Source organism: Pseudomonas sp. RV120224-01b, from assembly GCF_003208145.1.
Lineage (GTDB): Bacteria > Pseudomonadota > Gammaproteobacteria > Pseudomonadales > Pseudomonadaceae > Aquipseudomonas > Aquipseudomonas monteilii.
In genome coordinates, this window is sequence record NZ_QKMQ01000006.1 from 270,565 (window position 1) to 293,091 (window position 22,527).

Consider the following 22,527-nt stretch of genomic DNA (forward strand, 5'->3'; position numbering starts at 1 on the left):
GGCTGTCTCCTCAGGGTTCAAGCGCTTCGGCGCCGGCCGCCTTTGGCCGCCCGCGAATCAGCGACTCGGGGTGCCGGCCCAGGTAATCGGCGAGGTCACGCAGCGAACGCGACATGCGCTCCAGCTCATCCAGTGTTTCGCCCATCCGCTCACGCTGTGGCGAATCTTCGGAAATGGCCGAGTTGGCCGTACGCAGGGTCTTGTGCACTTCATCGAGCGCCACCTTCACGTCCGGCAGCGTCTGGCCATTGAACTGTTTGAGGCTGGCGCGCAATTCTCGAAGGCTGCCGTCCAGGTTGCCGGCGATGCTTTCCAGCGGCAGCTTGGCAATGCGCTCGACCACCCGCTGCAGCTGCTCCTGCAACTGCTCCAGGCTACCCGGCAGTGTGGGGATGGTGATGGGATTGGCGGCCATGTCGAAGGCGACCTTGGGGGCATCCGGGTAGAAATCCAGGGAAATGAACATCTGCCCGGTGATCAGGTTACCGCTGCGCGCCTGGGCCCGCAGGCCATGTTCGACGAAGGTGCCGATCAACCGCCTGGCCCCATCCATATCGCCCTCGGTGTGCTTGAACACCGACAGCATCTTGCGGTGCACCGGCCCCAGCCGTTGCGGGTAGATCACCGCATCGACCACCACCGGAAAGCTCTGGCGGGCGGCATCGTAGTCAAGCTGGACCGAGGTCACCCGGCCAAACTCCACCCCCTTGAACTCCACCGGCGCGCCCACCGAAAGGCCGCGCATGGCCTGGTCGAAGCGCAAACGCAAATACTGCGCCTGGCCATTAGGGGGTGCCAACGCGGTGTCGCGGTCGGCAAACAGCTGGAAGCGGGCCTGGTCGGCAGCAGCCTCGGCCTGGGGGGAAAAATCAGGCGAGCCGAAAGCCAGCCCACCCACCAGGATTGATGACAGCGATTCGGTATCCACCTTCAGGCCATTGGCACCCACCTGCATGTCGATGCCGCTGGCGTTCCAGAAGCGGCTATCCGTGGTGACGAAGCTGTCATAGGGTGCCTGCACGAACACGCCAATCTCTACCCCCTTGCCATCGTCCTGCAGGGCAAACGACACCACCTCACCCACCGGAATCTTGCGGTAGTAGATCGATGAGCCGACGTCCAGCGAGCCAAGGTCGCTGGCAGTCAGGGTAAACCGCTTGCCCTTTTCGTCGAACGTGATCGGTGGCGGCAGTTCAAGGCCGACAAAGGCCTTTTCCGGCACGTTCGACTCGCCGGAGTCAGCCCCGATGAAACTGCCCGAAAGCAGCGTGTCCACCCCGGACACCCCACCCACGCCGATGCGCGGGCGCACCACCCAGAAGCGCGCGCCCTGTGTGGCGAACGAACGGGCATCGTCCGACAACTGCACCTTGGCCACCACGCTCTTCCTGTCGTCGGCCAGTTCCACCGTGGTCACTTCACCAATCACCACGCTGCGGTACTTCACCTGGGTCTTGTGCGCCACCAGCCCTTCCCCGGTGTGGAAGGAAATGGCAATGACCGGCCCTTGCTGCATCCAGTTGCGCACCACCAGCGAAGCACCGATCAAGATGGCCAGTATCGGCACGATCCACACCAGCGATACGCTCCAGCGTCGGGTGCGCACTTCAACCTGCCCCGCCCCCTCACGTTCGTCAGTCTGTTGCCCCATCAGTGCGGCCTCCCCTCGTTGGCATGGCTATCCCAGATCAGGCGTGGATCGAAGCTCATCGCAGAAAACATGGTCAGTACCACCACCATGCCGAAAAACAGGATGCCCACCCGTGGCTCGATGGTGCCCAGCCCGCGCAACTGCACCAGTGCCGCCACCAGCGCCACCACCATGACATCGAGCATCGACCAGTAGCCGATCAGCTCGACGAAGCGGTACAGCTGCGAACGTTGCCGGCAGGCCCAGGTAGAACCACGCTGGGCGGTATACAGCAGCAGGCCGAGGGAAAAGAACTTGATGGCAGGCACACCCACGCTGGCAATGAAGATGATCAGTGCGATGTCCCAGGCCCCCGCCTCCCAGAACTCCAGCACCCCACCGCCAATGGTGCTTTCACTGCCACTGCCGAGCATTTCGGTGTGCATGACAGGCAGCAGGTTCGCCGGGATGTAAAACACCAGCGCGGCCAGCAGAAACGCCCAGCCGCGGCTGATGGCATTGGCCTTGCGCCGATGGATGGCAGCACCACAGCGGTTGCACGTATGCGCGCCGCTGCTCAGGTCACACGCCTGGCCGCAGCCATGGCACAGACACAGGCCGAGGTCGTCAGCGCTGGCCGGGGCAGTCATACCTGCTCCCACAAATCGCGGATGTCCTTGCCGGCGATATGAATGATCAGCATGCTCAGCGCGGCCAGGGCCAGCAAACCGATGCCCGGGATCACATCGAGCAACCCGGCCAGCTTGATCACCGCCACCATCGCCCCCAGCAGGCACACCTCCAGCATGCTCCAGGGCCGCAGGCTCTCCAGCCCGCGCATGCACAGGGCAAAGCCGGGGGCACGCTGACCGGCCAGGGCAAAGCTCAGCACCCAGCACAACACGGCAATCTGCAGCACCGGCGCAAAGATGATCGACAGCGCCATGACCAGGGCGATGAAGGTAATACTGCCGTGGCTGAGGATCTGCACCGAGTCCCACAACGTCGCCGAATGGGTAAGCCCCTGCATGCCGATGGTCATCACCGGGTAGGCATTGGCGAACACCAGCAGGATGCCACCGGTCACACTCAGTGCCAGCCGCTGCTGAAGGGTCAAGGACGTATGCCGGTACAGCACGCCGCCACAGCGCTGGCAAAGGGCGCGCTGATGCTTGCGCAGCGTCGCACGGTGATACACCGTGTCGCAGTACTCGCAAATGATCAGACCTTGGGGCTGGGTCATGTTGGCTCCCACGGGTAGGCCTGCTGGGCACAGCTACGTCACCAAGCCTAGACGGGAAAACCGCAATGCGTTCGGTGCATCCGCACCTTGTCGTGAAACCTCCGGGCACGTGCTACCCGGAGGTTTGCACAGGGTTACTCCAGCAACTGTTCCAGGCTCGGGTCACGTATCACACGCTGCACCGGCTGCTGCTGCGCGGCGCTACCCGGGGTGGCCATCTTCAACTTCATGCTGGCAACTTTGGCGCAGGCATTCCTGCCGTCCGCATAGATACCGCTCATGTCGCACTTCCACTGGTAGAAGTTAACCATGCCACCGGACATCTGCAGGCTGTAGTCGGTACTTTGCGTACCCGGGGTGAAGGCATGCCCTGCCGGTATGTTCTGGAACCACTTCATCCACTCGGCTGACCCCGGAGATGGCGGGTTGGCCTGGAACAGCGGGTTCATAATCGCCACTTGCGGCGCCTCGGCGGTGGCATGGCAGCTCAGGCAGGAGCTGTTGGGGTTGTCCACCGGCCCGTTGAGGCGGCCGTTCCAACCCAGGTGGGTGGGCGGCAGCTCTCGGGTATTGGCATTGATGGCCGTCTGTTGCAGCGCCTTGTTGATCCGGGTCTGGGTGGGCTGAGGGTTGGTGTGGTCATTACCGGTGACCTGCGGGTCGTTGCCCCACATGACACCCACCGGTACCAGGTTGTCCCAGCTGGCTTTGCCGCTCATGGCCCCGTTGTACTGGAACGTACCGAAAATCCACCCGGTTTCGGCAATGCGCGTGTCGCGCACGGCAACGTCCATCTGGATCAGCGCCACGTCCTTGAGCTTGCGGTTGGCCGAGGTGAACGTGTCCGTGATATAGCCCTGCCACAGCACCGGGTTGGCCAGGAACGGCACCGTGCTGCGGTCGATGTCGGCGAACAGCGCCTTGCACACCACCGTACCGTTGGCAAAGCTGTTGGGTTGGGCGGTATGGCTGGGGTCTGGGTTGTTCGGGTCTTTCCAGACTTGCCCAAGGGTGTAGGCGCCAATGTCGTTGTAGATACCCACGGCATAGGTCTGGCCGGTCGCCGTCTGCGTGCTGGCCAGTTGCTTGACCTGGATCTGCGCCTCCTTGGTCAGCCCGTGTATGCCCTCACGCCCCAGCGGCCCGTAATGCTGCCAGGGCATGTGGTACCAATGCCGAATCCTGTTGTGCTGCACATACCAGTCAGCCTCGACGTTACCTTCCAGGCAATAGCGCTTCGCCGCCTCCATGTACGGGCGCCATGTCTCGAAGTTGTTGTCGCGCTTGTCAGGCAGCTTTCCGAAGAACGCCGGCACGCCATTGGGTGGTGACGTCGGGTAGCTTTGGCTGAGGGTAAATGTCGGCCCTTTGTAGCTGTCGGGTGGTGCATAGCCATAGTCCGGATAGGTACCGGCCTGGGCGGCGAGGCTGAACAGCGTGGCCGTCATGGCCAGTGTGGCGAGTGTTCCTTGGGGCTGGTTCATCGATGATCTCCTTGATCGGCTGCCCACCTGGTATCGGCCGGGCATGTATCCACGGCGGATACAGGGACTCCTTTATTGTTTTCAGCGCGCGTTCGCCTGAACGCGGCCAGCGGTCACGCTGGGGTGACTGACGAGTGGTGCACCTCCTTGCCGGCTTTTGCCGAGCAAACACTTACATCCCCGGCCTGATGGCCGGAGCTGATCGAAAGCGTGTGTAAACGGAGTGTGCGCAGGGGGGGATGCGGACATTGCCGCGTGTCGACTCCTGTCGAGCGCTTGCCGTTCTTCCTTGCTAACAGGTGTAGGCGATTCGCCAGAAACTGCCAGCCGTTTGGCTTGCGGTACGATTTACGGTCGAATGGCACGCTACCAATGTGCAGCCCGACTATCCTGTGAAACGGGCTTCCCGCCCCGTGGAGGTGTGCCATGCGTACGTTCACATGGAGCTGCCTGCTGGTGCTGCTGAGTGCGGCACCGGCTGCCCAGGCGCAGTCGGTAGTGCCGCTCAAAGGCCAGAGCAGCCAGCAGATGCAACTGGATATCAACGATTGCAATACCGTCGCCACCAACGCTGCGAACAGCACCGCGACGTCCGGCGAAACCCATGTCGGTGGCCGGGTACGCGGCGCGGCTGCCGGTGCCGCCGCCGGTGCAGTGGGCGCGCAAGTGCGCGGCAACCAGCATGAAGCGTTGTATGACCGGGCCAGTGACGATGCCAAGCAGCAATACCGGCAAAACCGCGCTGGCGAAGTGGCTGCCGCCGGTGCCGCAGTCGGTGGCATGCGTCAGCGTCAGGATCGGCGCCAGGACAGGCGCGGCCAGGACGAAGCAAAAACCCAGGCCCATGCCAGTGCCTACAGCGGCTGCCTGCAAGGCCGCGGCTATCAGGTCAATCCTTGACCACACTGGCACGCCATGCCGTTGAATCAGACGGCATGGCGTGCCAGCCTCAGAACTTCGCCAGCTCTTCCCTACAGAACTCCACGAACAACTGTGCAGGCTTGGTCAGCTGCACCCGCTTCAACCACGCCGCCGCCAGCCCCGACAGCGCCACCGGCTCGGCAATGTCCAGCATGGCCAGGCGCTGGCCGTCGTAGGTGTATTCCGAATGCGGCCGTGTCACCAACAGCGAAAAGCCAAAGCCCTGCCCGACCATGCCACGCACCATCTCGATAGACGGCGAGCTGAAAACGATGTTCGGCGTCAGCCCCATCTCGTTGAACAGGCTGACGAAGTAGGTGCGGCTGGGGGCTACGTCCAGCAGAATCATCGGCTCCGGGCACAGGTCGCGCAGCGAGACCTGGGCCTGGCCGGCAAAACGGTGGTTTTCCGGCAGCAGCACATAGGGCTTTTGCGGCGGCATCAGCGGCTCGGCTTCGATGGTGCCGTCCAGGTCGTGATCGTAGAGAAATGCCAGGTCGAAGGTGCCGGCCGTCAGGCCCTGGATCAGGTCCTGCTGCTCGCCGTCACGCAGGCGAATGTCCACGCCCGGATAACGCTGACGAAAGCCGGCAATCAGCCGCGGCAGGTACAACGGTGCCACGGTTTCGAAGCAGCCGATGTCGATCTGCCCAGCCACGGTATCGTTGTCGGCCAGGGCGTTCTGCTCGAACTCATGGGCCATCTGCAGCAGCGACTTGGTCTTGGCGTAGAAGCGCTTGCCACTGGGCGTCAGTGACACACCCTGGGCGTGGTGACGGATGAACAGCTGCACGCCGAAACTTTCTTCCAGGCTTTTGATGGCCGTGGAGATGGACGGCTGGGCGATGTACAGCTGGCGCGAAGCCTCGGCAACGCTGCCGGCCTCCACGGTGGTGACGAAGTACTTGAGTTGTCGCAAGGTATAGGCAGCCACGGGTACCTCTTTGGCGCCGGTCTGGGCGCACTGGGAACATGCGAGACACTTTAACCTTGCCCGCTCATGGATGGGGGACCGGGTGACGAAGGATTTACCTATGGCTTGAGCAGTTTTTTTGTAGGGGGGGCCACTTGAAGCCCCCTCGCAGATCATTCGAAGTCGACATTCGCCATCGCACATTCATCCCCGACGTGTTTGTACCCTGATGCACATGGCATCCCCACAAGAGGGGCCACGCTACGCTTGCGCCTGGAGGGTTTATCCTGAGCGTCCACAGGCTCCTGCGTCTGTTGCTCATCGTTACCTGGCAGTTCGGCCTTCAGCTCGTCTTGCATGTACGTTACTCCTGGGTTGAGTGAGCTTGCCCGGTCGACTCTATCGCCCACCTGCACGGTACTCCATCTGGAAACCCGGCCACTGGCCAATAATCGCTGAGCGTCTTTACTGATACCCAACGGCCCCAGACATACGGTGTGCGCCTATGAAGATCGTGGTCACCAGCATTCTCGTCGACGACCAGGCCAAGGCCCTGGCTTTCTACCACTACGTACTCGGTTTCGAGCCCAAGCATGATATCCCCATGGGCCGGCACCGCTGGCTGACCCTCACTTCGCCCAACGACCCCAACGGTGTCGAGCTGCTGCTGGAACCCGACGCGCACCCGGCGTCCAAGGTGTACAAGGCCGCGCTGAAGCAAGACGGCATTCCTGCGACTTCGTTCGGCGTGCGCGATATCCAGGCCGAATACACCCGGCTGTGCGCGGCGGGCGTGCAATTTACTCAGCCCCCCACCGCCATGGGCCCCGTCACGGTGGCGGTGTTCGATGACACCTGTGGCAACCTGATCCAGATTGCCCAGAAGCACTGACAATTCCCTTCACGCGCAACAACAAGGAAAACAGATGCGCCACGAATTCAGCGAAGTGCTCAACGACCTGGTCGATTACTTTCTGCTTGGCGATATCCAGCTGCTCGAACGCTTCAAACAGGAACATGAGCTGCCCGACGACCTTGCCTATGCATTCACCCATGACGACAGTGGCGACCAGGCCGTACGCGAAGGCATCGTGCTGCCGCTGGCCGGGGTCGACAACCTGCCTTATCGCATCCTCTTCACCCTGGATGGCTACACCCCGGCCCTGCGCGAACCCGGCAGCCGCCTGAAGCACCGGCGCAATGGCTACGTACTGCGGGTGGAGCACGGTGCGCTGATGCTGTACACCTGGCGCATCCTGCAGCATTTCACGCCCAAGACCTTGGGCGACCTGATGGCTCGCTACCAGGTACCGGGGCGGCCGATCATCGAGCTGGACAATGGCTGGTATGACGTGGAGGTGCTGGCGGGGGCACTGGTGCGGGACGGGCTGTACGAGCCAGCGTTTGAATTCGTGTTGAAGAAACGCTGGAGCCGGGGTGAGGCTGCTGATGTGGATACTGGATATGCCTTTGGCTTGCGTGGCTATTTCGATTGATTGATAGCCTGTGCGGGCCTCTTCGCGGGCAAGCCCGCTCCCACAGGTACAGCACAGGACTTGAGAGCTGTGCTGTACCTGTGGGAGCGGGCTTGCCCGCGAAGAGGCCCGCACAGGCGATCCATTAATCTCAGGTATGGCTGATATCCCGATCCTTGGTCTCTGGCATGAAGAAGATCCCCAGTACCGCCGTCATCACGGCAATCACGATCGGGTACCACAAGCCGTAATAGATATCCCCGGTCGCCGCCACCATGGCAAACGCAACCGTCGGCAGGAAGCCGCCGAACCAGCCGTTGCCGATGTGGTAAGGCAGCGACATCGAGGTGTAGCGGATACGCGCCGGGAACAGTTCCACCAGCCAGGCGGCAATCGGGCCGTAGACCATGGTCACGTAGATCACCAGAAGGGTCAGTAGCAACAGCACCATCGGGTAGTGGATCTTCGCCGGGTCAGCCTTTTCCGGGTAGCCCGCCTCTTTCAATGCACCACTCAAGGTTGCAGTAAACGCCTCGCTCTGCACCTTGAAGTCCGCTGCGGCCATGCTGCTGCCTTCAAAGCTCGGCAGTACCCGCTCACCAATACGGATCTGCGCCACGCTGCCAGGTTCGGCCGCTTCGTTGGTGTAGGGAATGGCGCGCTTGGCCAGCAGGCTCTTGGCGATGTCGCAGGAACTGGTGAATCTGGCCTTGCCCACCGGGTCGAACTGGAACGCGCACTGGCCAGGGTCAGCCACCACCACCACCGGGTTCTGCTCCTGGGCAACGAACACGTCCGGGTTGCCGTATTCGGTCAGCGCCTTGAAGATCGGGAAATAAGTCAGCGCAGCGATAATGCAGCCGGCCATGATGATCTTCTTGCGGCCAATGCGGTCAGACAAGCTGCCGAAGAAGATGAAGAACGGCGTGCCGATCAGCAGCGAGCCGGCAATCAGCAGGTTGGCCGTCTGTGGCTCGATCTTGAGCATCTGCAACAGGAAGAACAGCGCATAGAATTGCCCGGTGTACCACACCACGGCCTGGCCAGCAGTGCCGCCCAGCAACGCCATGATCACCACCTTCAGGTTGTCCCAACGGGCGAACGACTCCGTCAGAGGTGCCTTGGAGGCTTTGCCTTCGGCCTTCATCTTCATGAACACCGGTGACTCGTTGAGCTGCATGCGGATGTACACCGAAATCGCCAGCAGCAGGATCGACAGCAGGAATGGCACCCGCCAGCCCCAGGCCTCGAAGGCCTCGGTCCCCATGGCCGTGCGGCACGCCATGATCACCAGCAGCGACAGAAACAGCCCCAAGGTGGCCGTGGTCTGGATCCAGGCGGTGAAAAAGCCGCGCCGCCCCTTCGGTGCATGCTCGGCCACGTAGGTGGCCGCGCCGCCGTACTCGCCACCCAGTGCCAGGCCCTGCAGCAGGCGCAGGGTGATCAGGATGATCGGCGCGGCCACACCGATCGCGGCGTAGCCAGGTAGCAGGCCGACGATGGCGGTGGACAGGCCCATGATCACGATGGTAATGAGGAAGGTGTACTTACGCCCGATCATGTCGCCCAGGCGGCCGAACACAATGGCACCGAATGGCCGTACGGCGAACCCGGCGGCAAAGGCGAGCAAGGCGAAGATGAACGAGGTGGTTTCATTGACCCCGGCAAAGAAGTGCTTGGCGATGATCGCCGCCAGGGAACCGTACAGGTAGAAGTCGTACCATTCGAACACCGTGCCCAGGGAAGAGGCGAAGATGACCTTGCGCTCCTCCCGGGTGATACCGCGTTGGGGCGCGCTACTGCCCGTGGATGTGCTGTCGAGAACCGCCATGGGTTGCCTCCGTCATGTCATCATGCAGGCCGGAGCACCTCACAACCACTTCACCGTCGCACCCAGGCCTTGGGGCTTGCTTTGGTTGCGCGAAGCACGACGAGGCGGGCCGCCTCGGATCGCAGCAAGGTAACTGAAGCATAATCGGGTTTGGCGGGATATCCACCCGCCTGGCCGCACGCCAGAGGGCAGCATGAACGACACGGCTACACCGGGCTGGCTAGGCGATATCTGGTTGGCTGACGATCACTGCCTGCTGCTGTCTACACTCGGCAGGACCGACCGTCACGTGCACTACGCGCATCAGGTGCTCATTGGCCTCGGTGCCGATGTCGAGGTGCGCGTGGGCGAGCAGATCTGCAGCGGCCCGCAGGTGCTGATTGCCTCGCAGCAACCCCATGCCATCCTCAGTCATGGCATACCGTGCCTTACCCTGTTCGCCGAGCCGCTGGCATTCGACCTGGCAGACCTTGCCTTGGCCTGCGAGCACTCGGGCAACCGTGCAGAACACTTGGCAGAAAGCCTTGGGCATTGGCCGCGCCGCCGGCTCGACCCGCGCCTGGAAAAAGCGCTTCAGCGCATCCGCGCGCTCGACGAGCAAGCCTTGCCGGCCCGGGAACTGGCCAGTACCGCGACGCTGTCGATCAGCCAGCTGGAGCGCCTGTTCAGCGGTTCACTGAAGCTGTCGGTGCGGCGGCTGGTGTTGTGGCAGCGCTTGCGTGTGGCTATGCAAAGGGCGCTGAGCGGCGCCAGCCTGACCGAAGCGGCATTGGCGGCAGGGTTTGCCGACTCGGCGCACTTCACCCGCAGCGTTCGCCGGCAGTTCGGCCTCAGCCCCCGGGCCGCCTTGCGCGGATTGCGTCTACGTACGGTCGGCTAGCGCCTGGCACAACCCCGCTGGCAACACCGCAGGGGCATGAGCATCGCCGTTCACCCACGGCTCGCGCAATTGCGCCAGGTAGGCCTGCGGATAGTCGGGCCGATCACCGATGCCCATGTCGTCGTCCGCAAGCGCATAGCCTGGCAGGTACAGGACCGTGCCAAGCAGCCGGTCCCAGAGCGGAAAGAACAGCGCGAAGTTGACGTCGCCAGTGCTGCCGTACTTCAGGTGATGCAGGCGATGCACCGGCGCCCAGGCGAACACATGGCGCAAGCCGCCAATGCGCATGTCCACGTTGCTGTGTTGCAGCAACAGCTGGATAGACACACTGAACGCCAGCAGCGATGCCACCTCGACGGGCAAGCCAAGCAGCAACAACGGCAAGGTGCCGCCCAGGGTTTCGAGCAACTGGTGTAGAGGGTGCTTCATCAGGCCGTTGAAACCGTACAGGCGCGTGACACTGTGGTGCACCGCATGCAGCCGCCACAGCAGCGGGCTGCGGTGGCTGGCGTAATGCACCAGGGTGATGCCCAGGTCGGCCAGCGCAATGGCTAGCAGCAACTGCAGGGCCAACGGCCAGTGATCAGGCCAAAGCCCCGTACCCGGGAGCCAGTTGGCAAGCAGCGGAATGGTCGCCACGCTACAGAGGGTCAGGCATTCATTGACCAGCGCATGGCAAAGGTCACGTCGCCCCTCGCCTTGTACCTGATTCCAGACAACCTTGTAGGGTATGAGCCGTTCGCAGATAAATGACAGCAACACGGCACTGGCCAGCAAGGGCAGTAGCCACAACGGCTGGGCTGCCAATGACAGTGCGGCGGCAATGAAGCCGAAGAAAAACAGTGGGGCATACAGGGTGCGCATTGGGCGACTCCAGTCAGTCAGGAGCCGCCAGTGTTGGGCCTTAGGCCAGGTGAGCGCTTGAAAGAACGGCGCATGCACTGCTGTGGGAGCGGGCGCGCCCGCGAAGAATTCGACTCGGTGCATGGCACCGGCTGCGCCGGTGTTCGCGGGCACGCCCGCTCCCACAGGGCCTCTGCAATTCAGATAGTCATGGGTTGTTCTGTGAGCACTCGCGTCAACTGAAGACCTTTACCTTAGGAACTGCATCACCTCTGCCAGTACCTGTTCAGCCTGCTCGCGATGCGGCACATGCCCACACCCGTGCAACAGACGCATTACCGCCGGCCCGCTGGCCAGCGCCACCAGCCGCTCGGGGTGCGCTGGCGAGCCGAACTCGTCGTTATCGCCATGCAGGCTCAACAGTGGGCAGCGGACCTGCGCCAACACGGCATCCAGATTCCACTCGGCAAAATCCTCAGCCAACCAATTGTCCACCCAGGCGCGCAGTACCCATTCGGCCTTGCTGCCGTGGTAGCGCTCCAGCCGTTGCAACTGCCCGGGCGCGGCAAACTGCAGATCGGCGGCACGAATGCCTTCAAGGGTGCGCGCTTCGACAAACGCTTGCGCCGACTCGGTAATCAGCCCCACGCACTGGCTGGCGAAGGACGCCGCGCAGGCCACGGCCATGCCACCGCCAACGCTGTGGCCGAAGACAATGAAATCGGTAATGCCAAAGTACTCGCGCAGCGCCGTGAACCCTTGCTGCGCCTCGTTCTCGACAAAGCCCAGGCGCAACCTGCCCGGGTGTGCGTCGGACCGGCCAAAGCCCAGGCGGTCGTAGGCAATTACCCGGTGCCCGGTGGCGCGGGCCAACTGCACCGGAAAGTCGCGCCACAACGCCACACAACCCAGCGAATCATGCAGCAGGACAATGGGCGCCCCCTGCACCTGCAGGGGTACCCACTCCTGGGCGAACAGCTTGCCTTGGGCGGTGTCGATCCAATGCTCACGGCTGTGCAGTTCGCTCATACCGCCTCCGCCACCGGCCCCTTCAACTCGACCTGGTTGCCATCCGGGTCGTAACAGTACAGGGACAGCCCCTCGCCTTCGGCACCATAACGCTTCTCTGCGGGCTCAACCTTTACCCCGGCGGCTTCCAGGTAGGCCGTCAATGCCGCCTCGTCGAACGGCTCGATACGCAGGCAGAAATGGTGCAGGTTGCGCCCCTCCACCCCCGGTGCCGCCCCGCCTGGCTGGCCCAGTGGGCCGTCCAGGGTCACCAGGTCGATCATCGCCGTGCCCGTGGCCAGGTGCACCATGCCCAGGTCGTCGCGCACGCGGCTGACAGCGCAGCCCAGCAGCTCGGTGTAGAAGGCAACACTGCGCGGCAGGTCGCTGACCCGCAGAACAAGATGGTCTATGTGCTTGATAGCGAACGGTCGCATGCCGGGCTCCTTGTGCCGTGTGCGCGAATACGTTCGCCACCATAGCCCAGCTTCGCCCGGCGTGACCAGAATCAGCTACTCGTTAACCAACCGTTGCAGCACGCGCCCTTCATGCCGCGTCAGGATGCGCAACAGTTGGTCGACCAGCGCCCGGTCCGGGGTATCCAGGTGGAAATGGTGCCCGCCCGGGTGCCACGAAATCTTCGCCTGACCAGGCAAGGCAGCCTCGCGCCGGGTAAAGGCTTCGCCGGTGAATGCCCCCTGGCGACCAAACAGCAGGTACAACGGGCAACTAATCTGGTTGAGCAGCTCGCAGGCTTCGCGCTCGGTCAGCGGCATCGGTTCGGGCAGCACCAGCCGCGGGTCGTGGCGCCAGCAGTAGCCATCGCCCAGTTGCAGCAGGTCGCGCAGCGCCAGCAGCCGTGCGGCACCTTCCGACAGCTCGGTGTCCAGGCGTTCGCGGCGTTGCGCCAGGGCGGTGTCCAGGTCGTCGAAGCGGCCGGGGTCTGGCTCGGCAAACCCCGGCAGCTGGCTGCGCTGCACCATGCGCTTGAGCCGGTAGGCCCGCGCCAGGTGCTGCACGCGGTCATCCTCGGCCACCGTGAACGGTGCCCCCATGCCGTCGAGGAAGGTCATGCTGGCAATGCCGCTGGTCATGGCCGCCAGCAGCGATGCCACCCCGGTGCCCATGCCATGGGCCAGCACATGGAACTGCGCCAGGCCCAGGCTGTCGGTCACCGCCAGCATGTCTTCGGCGTGCTCCCACAGGTAATAGCCACTGTCGTGGCGGCGATGGTCAGAGCGGCCATGGCCGACCAGGTCGGGGGCTACCACGAAACAACCGTCCAGCATCGGTGCCAGGCGCTCGAACGAGGCCGCGTTGTCCAGCCAGCCATGCAAGGCCAATACGGGAATACCGTCTTCGGCGCCCCAGGTGCGGACCGCTATTTCAATACCATCAAGGTCTAGCAGGTGGTCTTTCGGACTGCACAGCGAACGCATTGCAATTCTCCTTGGCTGAAGCCTGCGCCATGGCCTGCCTCCACCCTCTCGCAGATCTCCCCCTGCTGCTGGCCCCTCACCGACCCGCGCATGCGCAAGACCGACCGCTACCAACAACTATCTACCGCACCACGGCGCCTTGATGAGCGTGGACTATCCCCTCTACGCAAGAGGTCATGACCATGACAACCCCCACGCCGCTGCATAAAAACCAGATAACCCGCGCACTGCCCAAATGGAGCAAGGCGCTTCACCCCGCACACACGCAAAAAGTGGTGCAAAGCCTGCGCAGGGACTATCTGGCTGAAGATGGCACCCCTTACACATGGTATGCCACTGCCGATGCGCCCGCGCGCGAGCAGTTGCGCAACGCCATCAAGGCGCGAAACAAATGCCTGGCGCAACTCAAGGCAGCACTTGCGGGCTTCAAGGACATCATCACATTCAGCACGCCTCTGCTAACCAAGCGGTTGAATGTGAATGTGCCTGTAGACAGGGCGCAGTATGTCTTTCAGCCCTTTGAAGCCGATGCCGATATCTGGACCGGCGTTCCTGACCTGGAAGTGCCTTTGTTCCCTGACCGGAAGGTGGATGTGCTGGCCTCCCGCCCCGTGGGCGAGCCGCAAGCACGTAGCTTGCTGGAGGCGGCCCTGCACAACTTCGAGGGCCTGGATGAAGTAGGCGCCTACAGCAGGCTCACCTGTGCAGCAGGCAGCGAAACCCCTTTGCCAGGGCTGACGATGGCGGACTTCGTCAAGCATTGTCGGGCACTGGACCTCGGCCAGCGCTATCAAGATCACCTGCTGGCAACCCATGAGGGCGCCAACCGCGCTGAAGTCCAGCGCCTGTCGATTCAAGCCAGCCGTGAAGCTTTGAGGGTGCAGGTACTGATCGCAAAGCTCAAAGGCCTGCTGAGCGACCGCGGGGGCAATGCGCTCATTCAGTTATGCGATGGCAAGCCCCAGCCCACCTATGATGAACAGCCGTTGCACTGCTGGAATTTCAGCCTGTTCGGTATCCCCATCCACGAGATCCTGTTCATCGGGCCCGACGAGCCTGGCCAGATAAACCCGTGCATTGTTTACATCCCTGAAGACAACGAGCACCCGGTCCGGGAATTTGCCTCACGCCAGGCAGCAGGCAAACACCTGCGTAGCCGCTTGCTGCAAAGCACATTCCGTCGTGCCTTGGTCCATTTCGCCTACAGGGACAGGCAAAAGGAACTGGCCGACAAGCTGGAGAGCGCGTTGTTCGAGAAGGACGATGCAGGCATACGCAAACCCCGGCACAAGCCGGTACTCCATTTCACCCCCTCGCCCATCCGCACCGATCCCTGGGCCACCTTGTACAACGCGCACCTTGCGCGCATGAAGGCCGACGCGAAAACCATTGCTGTCCCCACTGCCGACGTAGACGCCAAGGCCCGCAACGAGCGCCTGAAGCACTGGTTCGACATGGGCATGAATGTGCTCAACGTGGCCGCGTTCTTCGTGCCCGGGCTGAACACGGTCATGCTTGGCGTTTTCGCCTACGACCTGATGAGCTCTGTTTTCACCGGGTTCGAGGCCTGGGAAGAAGGTGATAGGCAGCAAGCGCTGGTGCAACTGGAATCATTGGCCATCAATGCTGCGGTCATCGCCGGTTTTGCGGTAGGCACCAAGATCGTTCAGGCATCAGGCTTCGTCGATGCGCTGACCAGTGTGTGGCACGAAGATCAGGAAGTGCTCTGGCACCCCGACATGAAGCCGTATGCAAGTACAGCGGCTATCCCTGAGGGAATTCAACCCGATTCGCTCGGCCATGTGCACGTCGATGGGAAGACCTACCTGAAGCTGGATGGGACGCTATACGAAGTCTTTCAGGACGCTGAGCAACAATGGCGCGTGCGCCACCCCGATGATGCGCAGGCCTATGCGCCCCGCTTGTTGCATCATGGTGACGCTCGCTGGCAACTCGACCATGAACAACCGCTGGAATGGGACCACCAGCAACTCATGAGCCGCCTGGGCAACTACACCACTGGCCTGGACGAAAGCGAACTGGACTACGCCATGCGCAGTACCGGTACCGATGAAGGTGTATTGCGCCGAAACCAGGCAACAGCCTCACGCCCACCCGCCCTGTTGATCGACACCTTGCAACGCCTGCAACTCGACAACGAGGCTCGACAGATCATCGATTGCGTACGCCATGGGCTGCCGTTGGCAGCGTACAAGAACTTTGCCTTACCTGAACTGCTGCGCCTGCCGGGGTGGCCTGAGGGGACTGTACTCAAGGTTTACAAAGGGCCAGAACCCTGGGGCGAGTCTGTGCGCTACGGCCCGCCCCATTCGACGGGGCAGGTAGAAATCGAAGTCACCCGCACCGACCTGGACAATGGCCAACTGAGCCAGACCGTGTTGGCTCAAATGGATGAAGAGGCCGCGCTGCAACTGCTGGGTGACACGCCGCCCGAGCAGCGATCTTCTGCCTTGAACAACACGCTCGCGACACACCTGGAAGCGCATCGCGAGGCGTTGTTCAGCAGCCTGCAACAAAGCCGCCAGCCCGTCCTTCCCCCAGCCGCCCACCCCCTCGCCCGACAGTTTCCCGGCTTGCCGGACAGTGCGCTTGAAGCGTTACTGGCCAACATCAGCAACGCCGAACGGCTAAGCCTGACAAACGGACGGGTGCCGCTTCGCATTGCCGAAGAAGCCCGCCGTCTGCAAGCCCGTGCGCGGCTAGACCGCGCCATCCTCGGCATGTTCAGGCGCAGCCTGGCTAACGATGACAGCCAACGCCTGAAACAGGCCCTGCAAGCCGAGCACCCACAGGTTGACTCGGCCCAGTTGCTGCAACTTGCCCTTGCCGATCGCCAGCACTGCGCCTCACTGCTGGGCCAACAGCCTATCAAGCCGAGCTTCCGCTCACCCTTGCGCATGGCCAACGGCCAACTTGGCTACCCTTTGAGTGGTCGGGGCCTGCCCGCCGCGCGCCGCCTCCGGGCACTCTACCCCGAACTCAGCAGCCCGCAAATCAGTGCGCTGCAAGCTGATCTTGCCCAAGGGGGCGACCTGGGTATTGCCATCAGTCGTCTGGAAGCAGAACAGCGTACCCTCAGCCGTGACCTCAACCGCTGGGCCAACGCTTCAGCTTCGCTGGAAGAGCGCTTTGATCGCCAACAGTGCACCGAGCGACTGATGAGTGCTTCCCGGCGTGAAGGCGGCGCGCAGCGTGAGGCGCTCGTGCTGGACCGCATGCAACTGCAAGCGCTGCCAACGTTCACTGCTCGCATGCCGCATATCCGGCAACTCACGCTCGATGGGTTGCAGCTGCGGCGCCTGGACAGCGGCTTGCTGTCAAACTTCCCCAACCTGGAAAACCTGGAAATCCTCGGCAACCCCGACATGGACGCCGAAACACTGTTCGAGGCGCTCAAGTCTGCGCCACGGCTACGCGAGCTGGGCCTGACAAGCAATGGTTTGACTGCCCTTACAGCCACTGCCCAACAAGCCATCGAAGCAATGCCCGGCCTGAGAATACTCGGACTCAGCCGTAACCGCCTGCAACTCGATGACGCCAGCTTGAGTTTCCTTGCCCGCTTGCCACTGGATGCACTGGGCCTGGGCAATAATCAGATCACACTCGATGAAACCCTCGCTGCCCGTTTTCAGGACATGATTCACCCCATGGTACTGCATATGCCTGGCAACCCATTGCAACTGCCGCCCGACCTGCGCTTCATGGCTCGCCTCACCCACCTGGACCTCGAGCGTTGCGAACTGCAGCAATGGCCCGACAGCTTGACCACCCTCATGAGCCAGCCCCAGTACCAACTGCGCTATGTCAACCTCTCCTCCAACCGCATTCGCACACTGCCAGACCTGCCAGGGGTGCTGCGTACCCCCTTCGCCCGTGACGTCGCCGCCCGCCTGCCTGAGCGCCGCTGGCTGTTCAACTACAACACGCTGGAAGCCCAGACACGTGCACGCCTGGGCAGCAGTGGCGTCAACGTATTCGAGCACGCAGAGGACGTGCCGCAGTGGCAAGGCGTTTTCCGTGGCGAAGCGAGCAGCGCCGAAGAGCAACTGTGGAGCGATTTGTTCGACCAAGGTGAAAATGCGGCGTTGCTGGGGGTACTGGAGCGCCTCGCCCAGTCGGCAGAAGCGCAGCGTGATGCCGAGGCCCTGAGGGAGCGTGTGTGGGCGCTGCTGGAAAACGCTGCCCAAGACACCGAACTGCGCGAGCGCCTGGCCACCGTGGCTGGCGACTTCCCCCCAACTTGCGGGGACGCGGGGGCCGACGCTTTCAGTGCATTGGAAATAGAAGTGCTGGCCCAAGAAGCTGCAGGCCTAGCCGGCAATCGAGTGACCGAGCTACTGAACCTGTACCGCAGGTTGTATCGGCGTCATCAGGTAAACCAGCTGGCCGACCGCATCAGCGGGAAAAGGTCGTTGCGCAAGGCGGCACTACAGGATGATGTGTTCGATGCAGACTTACCGCCCTATGATGAACTTGATGATCCCTCTGCCTTTCCGGACAGCGATCTGGAAACGGGGCTGGTGGACGATATCGAGTTGCGCCTGGCCTTGCGCCAGTCCTTGTCCTCTGCACTGGATTACCCTGAGCCGAGCCGAGGTATGCTGTACCGGAGCACGGCCCGAATCAACCAGACGATCATCGACAGGGTAAAAGCGGCGGTTCTTGCTCTGGATACGGACGCCACCGTTCGGGAGCAATGGTTGACCCAGCAGCCGAGCTGGGTCGAGTACCTGAAACGTGAGCATGCAGCACAGTTCAGCCTGATCACCGACTTTTGGCGGCCAGGTCTGGACTATCTGTACTATTGCCTGGATGAAACCGCCGACCCAGTCACCTCCCTGGACAGTTCTGTTCTACGAGCGCTGGCCGGCGTCATGCCTGAAAGCCCATTGAATGCTCAAGGAGTGCTGCGTCGCGTCTCGATCAACGAGCAGCAGTACCGCCAAGGGGTGGACGTACTGACTGCCGAACAGCGACAGGTTGAAACCGGTCTGCTGACCAGCCTCACTCGCCAGGCGCAAACCATCGGCGGCTAAGCGGCTCTCACTGCCCGCGCAGGTCTTCGAAGAAGGCCTGCCGGCCATCCACCTGGCTGGACGCCCGCGGGGCCGCCGCCGCTTCGCCATTGGCGGCCTCCACATGCCAGTAGCAATGCTGCACGGCGCGGGTCACCGCCACGTAGGCCAGGCGCTGCACTTCTTCCTTCTGCGCCGTATCGAACGCCTGGGCATCACCGGCCCTGCCCAGCCCGGCCTGGCGGTACACCTGGTTCTTGTAGGGCGAGCTGGTCAGGTACTGGCAGTCACCCAACATGAACACCGCATCGGCCTGCAACCCCTTGGCACTGTGGTAGGTGAGCTGACGCAGTCGGCGCTGCTCGGCCGGCAATGCCGCCTCGGCGTGCAGCACGCTCTGCAGGTGCTCGTTCATCAAGGCCCTGTCGCTGCCCTTGCGGTACAGCATCATCACCGTCTCGCCCCGCTGGTAGTGCTCCATCAGCGTTTCGCCCAAGGCGGCTTCGTCACGGTCGAACACCTTGACCGGCGACCCCGGCAGTTCGGCTGCGGGGCCACTGGCCCGGGCTTTCTTGCCGGCAATCGCCGGCGTTCCCTTGACCAGGTGCTCGGCCGCGTCGATCACCTGCTGCTGGCAGCGGTAGTTGTCGACCAGCATCACCCGGGTGTTGGCCGGCGACGGGAAGGCCTTGGTGAACTCCATGAAGTACTTGGGTGAACTGCCACGCCAGCCGTAGATCGACTGCCAGTCGTCCCCCACGCACAGCAGCGACGAATGCTGCGCGTGGCGCCCGGTGTGCATGGCCGGGCCGCGTCGGCGGATTTCGGCCAGGCAGGCACGCAGCCAGCTGACAATCTGCGGCGACACGTCCTGGAACTCGTCGATCATCAGGTGCGCCAGTGGCCGCAGCAGCGGGTCGGGCAGCAGGTAGAGGTTTTCCGGGTTGTTCTCGCCAAACAAGGCGAACATGCGGTTGTAGCTCATCACCGGTGGCGACTGGTCCAGCAAGTGCGCTTCCAGGGCTTTCCAGTACAGGGCCAGGGCCTCGAAGAACAAGGCATCGCTGTCGCCGGACGGGAAACTCATCGCCGCCACCGCGTTATTTACGTCCAGGCCAAGGTTCTCGATGAAATTGGCCGCGCCGACAAAGGCATCCAGCAACGGCGCCGGGGCCAGCTCACCCTTGACCTTGTACTCGAACCCCGGGCCAGCCACGGCATCACCCGCCAACGAGGCCGCCAGGCGCCGGGCCATGGCGTAGTTGTCCAGCCAGATCAGCGGCCGGTCGCAGAAGGCCTGCAACAAGGTGCGCTTGACCGCCCACTCGGCACGCACTGCCAGCTTGGCGCCGGGGCGCTGATACTGGGCACTTTCTGCGGGGTCGAAGCCCAGCACCACCCAAGGCCCCTGGCCTTCCAGCCGGCCATGCACATGGAAGCGGCTGCCACGGATGTCGACGGTTTCGCGGCAGGGTTCGATGCCCTTGATCGGCCAGGCACCAGCGGCGAACCACAGGTCCTCGATCACATCGCACAGCTCTTCGTCGCGCTGGGCCGCCAGCTGCGTTACCTGTGCGCGCTTCTGCACATCGGGGTTGTTCGGGTCCAGTGGTTTCAGTTGCAACGCTTCGCTGCGCAGCAGGCCGACCAGTTCGGCAAAACGCGGGCTCTCGCCCAGCAAGCTGCTGTAGCACTGGTTCAGTTGCTGGCGCTGGGCATCGTTAAGGCGCAGGTCGAACGGGTTGCTGTCGGCCTCGGCCTCATGCCCGGCGGGCATCTCGTTGCCCAGCGTCTCGAAGGCGCGCACCTGGTCGAAGCCCGGCAGGCTGCGCACCAGCGGCAGGATGCGCGAATGGAAGGTACGCACCAGTTCGCGGGCCTGGACCGGTTGCAGGTTGATCTGCCACAGGGCGAACACTTGAAGCAGGCGCTTGATGAAGTCCTTGCGCGACTCGCGGGTGAAGGTGACCACTGTCATCGCATCCAGCTCGTAGCCCAGGTAATGGCGCAGCAGCAAAATGCGCAGCACCAGCGACGTGGACTTGCCGGCACCGGCACCGGCCACCACGCAGGTGGACGGGGTGTCGCTGAAAATCAGCTTCCACTGTGCGGCACTGGGCTGGGCCTCGGCGGGCAAACGCTGGGCGACATCGGCCTTGAAGCGCTTTTTCAGCTCGGCCGTCAACGGCAGGCGCCAGTCGTCGAACAGGTTATCGTCCCGGCCCGGCACGCCGGCAGTGTCTGGGCGGGAGTCGCGGATCACCAGCACCTGGCGCCCGGCCTCGTAGCCTTCCATCCGTCCACGCTCAAACCCTTCACGCTCAGCATCGGCATGGCCACTGCGCTGGCCCTCGGCGTGACCCAGAAACCATGAGTCGCGGTGCTGAGCCTGCAGGCGGGTCAGGCCACGCCCCAGCAGGCGGGCGACCAGGCGGCGAAACCAGGGCAGTTGGGCGGGCGGGGTAAGGTCGGCGGGGGCCTGGGGTTGCTCGTGGGCCACGGTCACTCCGTTGAAAAACAAAATCAGCGGGCATGTTCGCTGCATCGAAGGAAAATCGCCAGCTAATGCTTGCAGATCAGTGGATTAGGCGATGAAGCGAAGAAAGGCCAACAGAAATAACATCTATTAAACTGATTATTTTAAGCCGATATTTACGCTTATTTTCGATGTTTCTTTCGCGCATCATGGCGTCATTCCACTGATTCAAGGAGCACCATCATGCTGCAACTGCGACCGTTTGATAGCCTCGGCCACGCCAACCATGGCTGGCTCGACGCCCACCACCATTTCTCGTTTGCCGAGTACTACGACCCGGCGCGCATGCACTGGGGCAACCTGCGGGTATGGAACGACGACCTGATCGCAGCCGGCAGCGGCTTCCCGCCGCACCCGCACCGCGACATGGAAATCATCACCTATGTGCGTGAAGGCGCGATCAGCCACCAGGACAGCCTGGGCAACAAGGGCCGCACCGAGGCCGGTGACGTGCAGGTGATGAGCGCCGGTACCGGCATCGTGCACAGCGAGTACAACCTGGAGGACGTCGATACCCGTATCTTCCAGATCTGGATCGTACCGGAGCGCACCGGAGAAGCACCGCAGTGGGGCACCCGGCCGTTCCCCAAAGGCGAACGTGGTGAAGGCTTCGTGACCCTGGCAAGCGGCCGCGTGGGCGATGAAGACAGCCTGCAGATTCGTACCGATGCGCGGTTGGTGGCTGCTACCTTGCGTGCTGGGGAAACCGCCGAGTACCGCTTTGATGCCGCACGCCGGGGTTACCTGGTGCCGGCCAAGGGGCTGGTGGAGGTGAACGGGTTGCGGGCCAAGGCACGTGATGGCGTGGCGATCGAGCAGGAAGAAGTGTTGCGGGTGACAGCCATCGAAGACAGCGAGATCGTGCTGGTAGATGTGGCCTGATGAATCGGCCAGTACAGGCAGCCTTGTAATGCCTGTACTGGCCTCATCGCCGGCAAGCCAGCTCCCACAGAGACCGCGCAGGCTTTAGATCAATCTTCTGCCTGCGCGGTTTCTGGACTGCCCCCAAGAAGTTGGACACCAATCCAACCCTTGGGGGATTTATGGGCAAATACTCAGAGCAGTTCAAGCTCACGGCGATCACGGCCTATCTGGAAGGCAGCAACGGCTTTCGCAAAGTGGCCCGACACTTGGGCATCGATTTCAGTTTGCTTCGGCGCTGGGTTGCCAGTTACCGATCCACCGCCAGCCTCAGTCCCCGCCCACATGGCCAGCGCTACACTGAGGACTTCAAACGGCAGGTACTCAAGCACATGCTTGAGCATCGACTCTCGCTGCGCCAAACAGC

Annotated in this window: 19 protein-coding genes; 7 read left to right on the forward strand and 12 right to left on the reverse strand. The window is 62.7% G+C overall.

Features of this window, described 5'->3' with window-relative positions; genetic code table 11:
* Positions 1-10 precede the first annotated feature (10 nt).
* From N436_RS12640 to N436_RS12655, 4 genes are all read right to left on the reverse strand, one after another.
* Complete coding sequence (locus N436_RS12640; RefSeq protein WP_110741181.1) at positions 11-1,651, reverse strand: intermembrane transport protein PqiB; 1,641 nt, start codon at positions 1,649-1,651, stop codon at positions 11-13.
* Positions 1,651-2,280 carry a paraquat-inducible protein A gene (locus tag N436_RS12645; protein ID WP_016714620.1) on the reverse strand — a complete coding sequence of 210 codons (630 nt, stop codon included), beginning with the start codon at positions 2,278-2,280 and terminating at the stop codon, positions 1,651-1,653. Before N436_RS12645 ends, N436_RS12640 begins: the two co-directional genes overlap by 1 nt.
* The gene (locus N436_RS12650; RefSeq protein WP_110741182.1) at positions 2,277-2,873 is read right to left on the reverse strand and encodes a paraquat-inducible protein A; all 597 of its coding nucleotides are present in this window, start codon (positions 2,871-2,873) and stop codon (positions 2,277-2,279) included. Before N436_RS12650 ends, N436_RS12645 begins: the two co-directional genes overlap by 4 nt.
* A 134-nt stretch (positions 2,874-3,007) precedes the next feature.
* Positions 3,008-4,357: a hypothetical protein gene (locus N436_RS12655; protein ID WP_110741183.1), complete on the reverse strand. Its 1,350-nt coding sequence runs from the start codon at positions 4,355-4,357 to the stop codon at positions 3,008-3,010.
* A gap of 426 nt (positions 4,358-4,783) precedes the next feature.
* Between N436_RS12655 and N436_RS12660 the strand changes: the two genes are divergently transcribed.
* The gene (locus N436_RS12660; RefSeq protein WP_105948466.1) at positions 4,784-5,257 is read left to right on the forward strand and encodes a YMGG-like glycine zipper-containing protein; all 474 of its coding nucleotides are present in this window, start codon (positions 4,784-4,786) and stop codon (positions 5,255-5,257) included.
* 49 nt (positions 5,258-5,306) lie between these two features.
* On the opposite strand, the gene N436_RS12665 is transcribed toward N436_RS12660, so the two are convergent.
* Positions 5,307-6,212, reverse strand: coding sequence for a LysR family transcriptional regulator (locus N436_RS12665; RefSeq protein ID WP_013972086.1), 906 nt, complete (start codon positions 6,210-6,212; stop codon positions 5,307-5,309).
* A 152-nt stretch (positions 6,213-6,364) separates the two neighbouring features.
* Positions 6,365-6,550, reverse strand: coding sequence for a hypothetical protein (locus tag N436_RS12670; protein WP_105948465.1), 186 nt, complete (start codon positions 6,548-6,550; stop codon positions 6,365-6,367).
* Positions 6,551-6,696: 146 nt separating this feature from the next.
* Between N436_RS12670 and N436_RS12675 the strand changes: the two genes are divergently transcribed.
* Both N436_RS12675 and N436_RS12680 read left to right on the forward strand, forming a co-directional pair.
* Positions 6,697-7,083 (forward strand): VOC family protein, encoded by a 387-nt coding sequence (locus N436_RS12675; protein WP_016714625.1) that lies wholly within the window; start codon positions 6,697-6,699, stop codon positions 7,081-7,083.
* Positions 7,084-7,117: 34 nt separating this feature from the next.
* On the forward strand, positions 7,118-7,687 hold the full coding sequence (locus tag N436_RS12680; RefSeq protein ID WP_105948464.1) for a hypothetical protein: 570 nt from the start codon (positions 7,118-7,120) through the stop codon (positions 7,685-7,687).
* A 130-nt stretch (positions 7,688-7,817) separates the two neighbouring features.
* On the opposite strand, the gene N436_RS12685 is transcribed toward N436_RS12680, so the two are convergent.
* Positions 7,818-9,497, reverse strand: a complete 1,680-nt coding sequence (locus N436_RS12685) for an MFS transporter (RefSeq protein ID WP_105948700.1) — start codon at positions 9,495-9,497, stop codon at positions 7,818-7,820.
* Positions 9,498-9,690: 193 nt separating this feature from the next.
* Here N436_RS12685 and N436_RS12690 point away from each other — a divergent pair, with 193 nt between their 5' ends.
* Positions 9,691-10,377 carry a helix-turn-helix domain-containing protein gene (locus N436_RS12690; RefSeq protein ID WP_105948701.1) on the forward strand — a complete coding sequence of 229 codons (687 nt, stop codon included), beginning with the start codon at positions 9,691-9,693 and terminating at the stop codon, positions 10,375-10,377.
* Here N436_RS12690 and N436_RS12695 read toward each other — a convergent pair.
* From N436_RS12695 to N436_RS12710, 4 genes are all read right to left on the reverse strand, one after another.
* Positions 10,360-11,241: a sterol desaturase family protein gene (locus N436_RS12695; protein WP_105948702.1), complete on the reverse strand. Its 882-nt coding sequence runs from the start codon at positions 11,239-11,241 to the stop codon at positions 10,360-10,362. The genes N436_RS12690 and N436_RS12695 overlap by 18 nt on opposite strands.
* 228 nt (positions 11,242-11,469) lie before the next feature.
* Positions 11,470-12,249, reverse strand: a complete 780-nt coding sequence (locus tag N436_RS12700) for an alpha/beta fold hydrolase (protein WP_110741184.1) — start codon at positions 12,247-12,249, stop codon at positions 11,470-11,472.
* A complete protein-coding gene (locus N436_RS12705; protein WP_105948704.1) occupies positions 12,246-12,665 on the reverse strand; it encodes a VOC family protein in 420 nt (139 codons plus the stop codon). Before N436_RS12705 ends, N436_RS12700 begins: the two co-directional genes overlap by 4 nt.
* Before the next feature lie 75 nt (positions 12,666-12,740).
* Positions 12,741-13,667, reverse strand: coding sequence for an alpha/beta fold hydrolase (locus N436_RS12710; protein WP_105948705.1), 927 nt, complete (start codon positions 13,665-13,667; stop codon positions 12,741-12,743).
* A gap of 182 nt (positions 13,668-13,849) precedes the next feature.
* Between N436_RS12710 and N436_RS12715 the strand changes: the two genes are divergently transcribed.
* Positions 13,850-18,724, forward strand: coding sequence for an NEL-type E3 ubiquitin ligase domain-containing protein (locus N436_RS12715; RefSeq protein WP_371920905.1), 4,875 nt, complete (start codon positions 13,850-13,852; stop codon positions 18,722-18,724).
* A 7-nt stretch (positions 18,725-18,731) separates the two neighbouring features.
* Here the strand turns inward: N436_RS12715 and N436_RS12720 are convergent, their stop codons facing one another.
* Entirely contained in the window at positions 18,732-21,248 is a 2,517-nt protein-coding gene (locus N436_RS12720) for a UvrD-helicase domain-containing protein (RefSeq protein WP_110741185.1), read from the reverse strand.
* Positions 21,249-21,422: 174 nt separating this feature from the next.
* On the opposite strand from N436_RS12720, the gene N436_RS12725 reads away from it, so the two are divergent.
* Together N436_RS12725 and N436_RS12730 are read left to right on the forward strand one after the other, a co-directional pair.
* Complete coding sequence (locus N436_RS12725; protein ID WP_016714634.1) at positions 21,423-22,121, forward strand: pirin family protein; 699 nt, start codon at positions 21,423-21,425, stop codon at positions 22,119-22,121.
* Between the two features lie 161 nt (positions 22,122-22,282).
* The coding region (locus tag N436_RS12730) for a transposase (RefSeq protein WP_256589893.1) at positions 22,283-22,527 on the forward strand (245 nt) is incomplete at its 3' end.

What these genes read in the sequence shown, in the direction of transcription:
- N436_RS12675 (WP_016714625.1), top strand. Translation starts at nt 6,697, where the DNA reads ATGAAGATCGTGGTCACCAGCATTCTCGTCGACGACCAGGCCAAGGCC.
- N436_RS12680 (WP_105948464.1), top strand. Translation starts at nt 7,118, where the DNA reads ATGCGCCACGAATTCAGCGAAGTGCTCAACGACCTGGTCGATTACTTT.
- N436_RS12710 (WP_105948705.1), bottom strand. Translation starts at nt 13,667, where the DNA reads ATGCGTTCGCTGTGCAGTCCGAAAGACCACCTGCTAGACCTTGATGGT.
- N436_RS12640 (WP_110741181.1), bottom strand. Translation starts at nt 1,651, where the DNA reads ATGGGGCAACAGACTGACGAACGTGAGGGGGCGGGGCAGGTTGAAGTG.
- N436_RS12705 (WP_105948704.1), bottom strand. Translation starts at nt 12,665, where the DNA reads ATGCGACCGTTCGCTATCAAGCACATAGACCATCTTGTTCTGCGGGTC.
- N436_RS12650 (WP_110741182.1), bottom strand. Translation starts at nt 2,873, where the DNA reads ATGACCCAGCCCCAAGGTCTGATCATTTGCGAGTACTGCGACACGGTG.
- N436_RS12715 (WP_371920905.1), top strand. Translation starts at nt 13,850, where the DNA reads ATGACAACCCCCACGCCGCTGCATAAAAACCAGATAACCCGCGCACTG.
- N436_RS12685 (WP_105948700.1), bottom strand. Translation starts at nt 9,497, where the DNA reads ATGGCGGTTCTCGACAGCACATCCACGGGCAGTAGCGCGCCCCAACGC.
- N436_RS12695 (WP_105948702.1), bottom strand. Translation starts at nt 11,241, where the DNA reads ATGCGCACCCTGTATGCCCCACTGTTTTTCTTCGGCTTCATTGCCGCC.
- N436_RS12645 (WP_016714620.1), bottom strand. Translation starts at nt 2,280, where the DNA reads ATGACTGCCCCGGCCAGCGCTGACGACCTCGGCCTGTGTCTGTGCCAT.
- N436_RS12660 (WP_105948466.1), top strand. Translation starts at nt 4,784, where the DNA reads ATGCGTACGTTCACATGGAGCTGCCTGCTGGTGCTGCTGAGTGCGGCA.
- N436_RS12690 (WP_105948701.1), top strand. Translation starts at nt 9,691, where the DNA reads ATGAACGACACGGCTACACCGGGCTGGCTAGGCGATATCTGGTTGGCT.
- N436_RS12725 (WP_016714634.1), top strand. Translation starts at nt 21,423, where the DNA reads ATGCTGCAACTGCGACCGTTTGATAGCCTCGGCCACGCCAACCATGGC.
- N436_RS12670 (WP_105948465.1), bottom strand. Translation starts at nt 6,550, where the DNA reads ATGCAAGACGAGCTGAAGGCCGAACTGCCAGGTAACGATGAGCAACAG.
- N436_RS12655 (WP_110741183.1), bottom strand. Translation starts at nt 4,357, where the DNA reads ATGAACCAGCCCCAAGGAACACTCGCCACACTGGCCATGACGGCCACG.
- N436_RS12720 (WP_110741185.1), bottom strand. Translation starts at nt 21,248, where the DNA reads ATGCAGCGAACATGCCCGCTGATTTTGTTTTTCAACGGAGTGACCGTG.
- N436_RS12700 (WP_110741184.1), bottom strand. Translation starts at nt 12,249, where the DNA reads ATGAGCGAACTGCACAGCCGTGAGCATTGGATCGACACCGCCCAAGGC.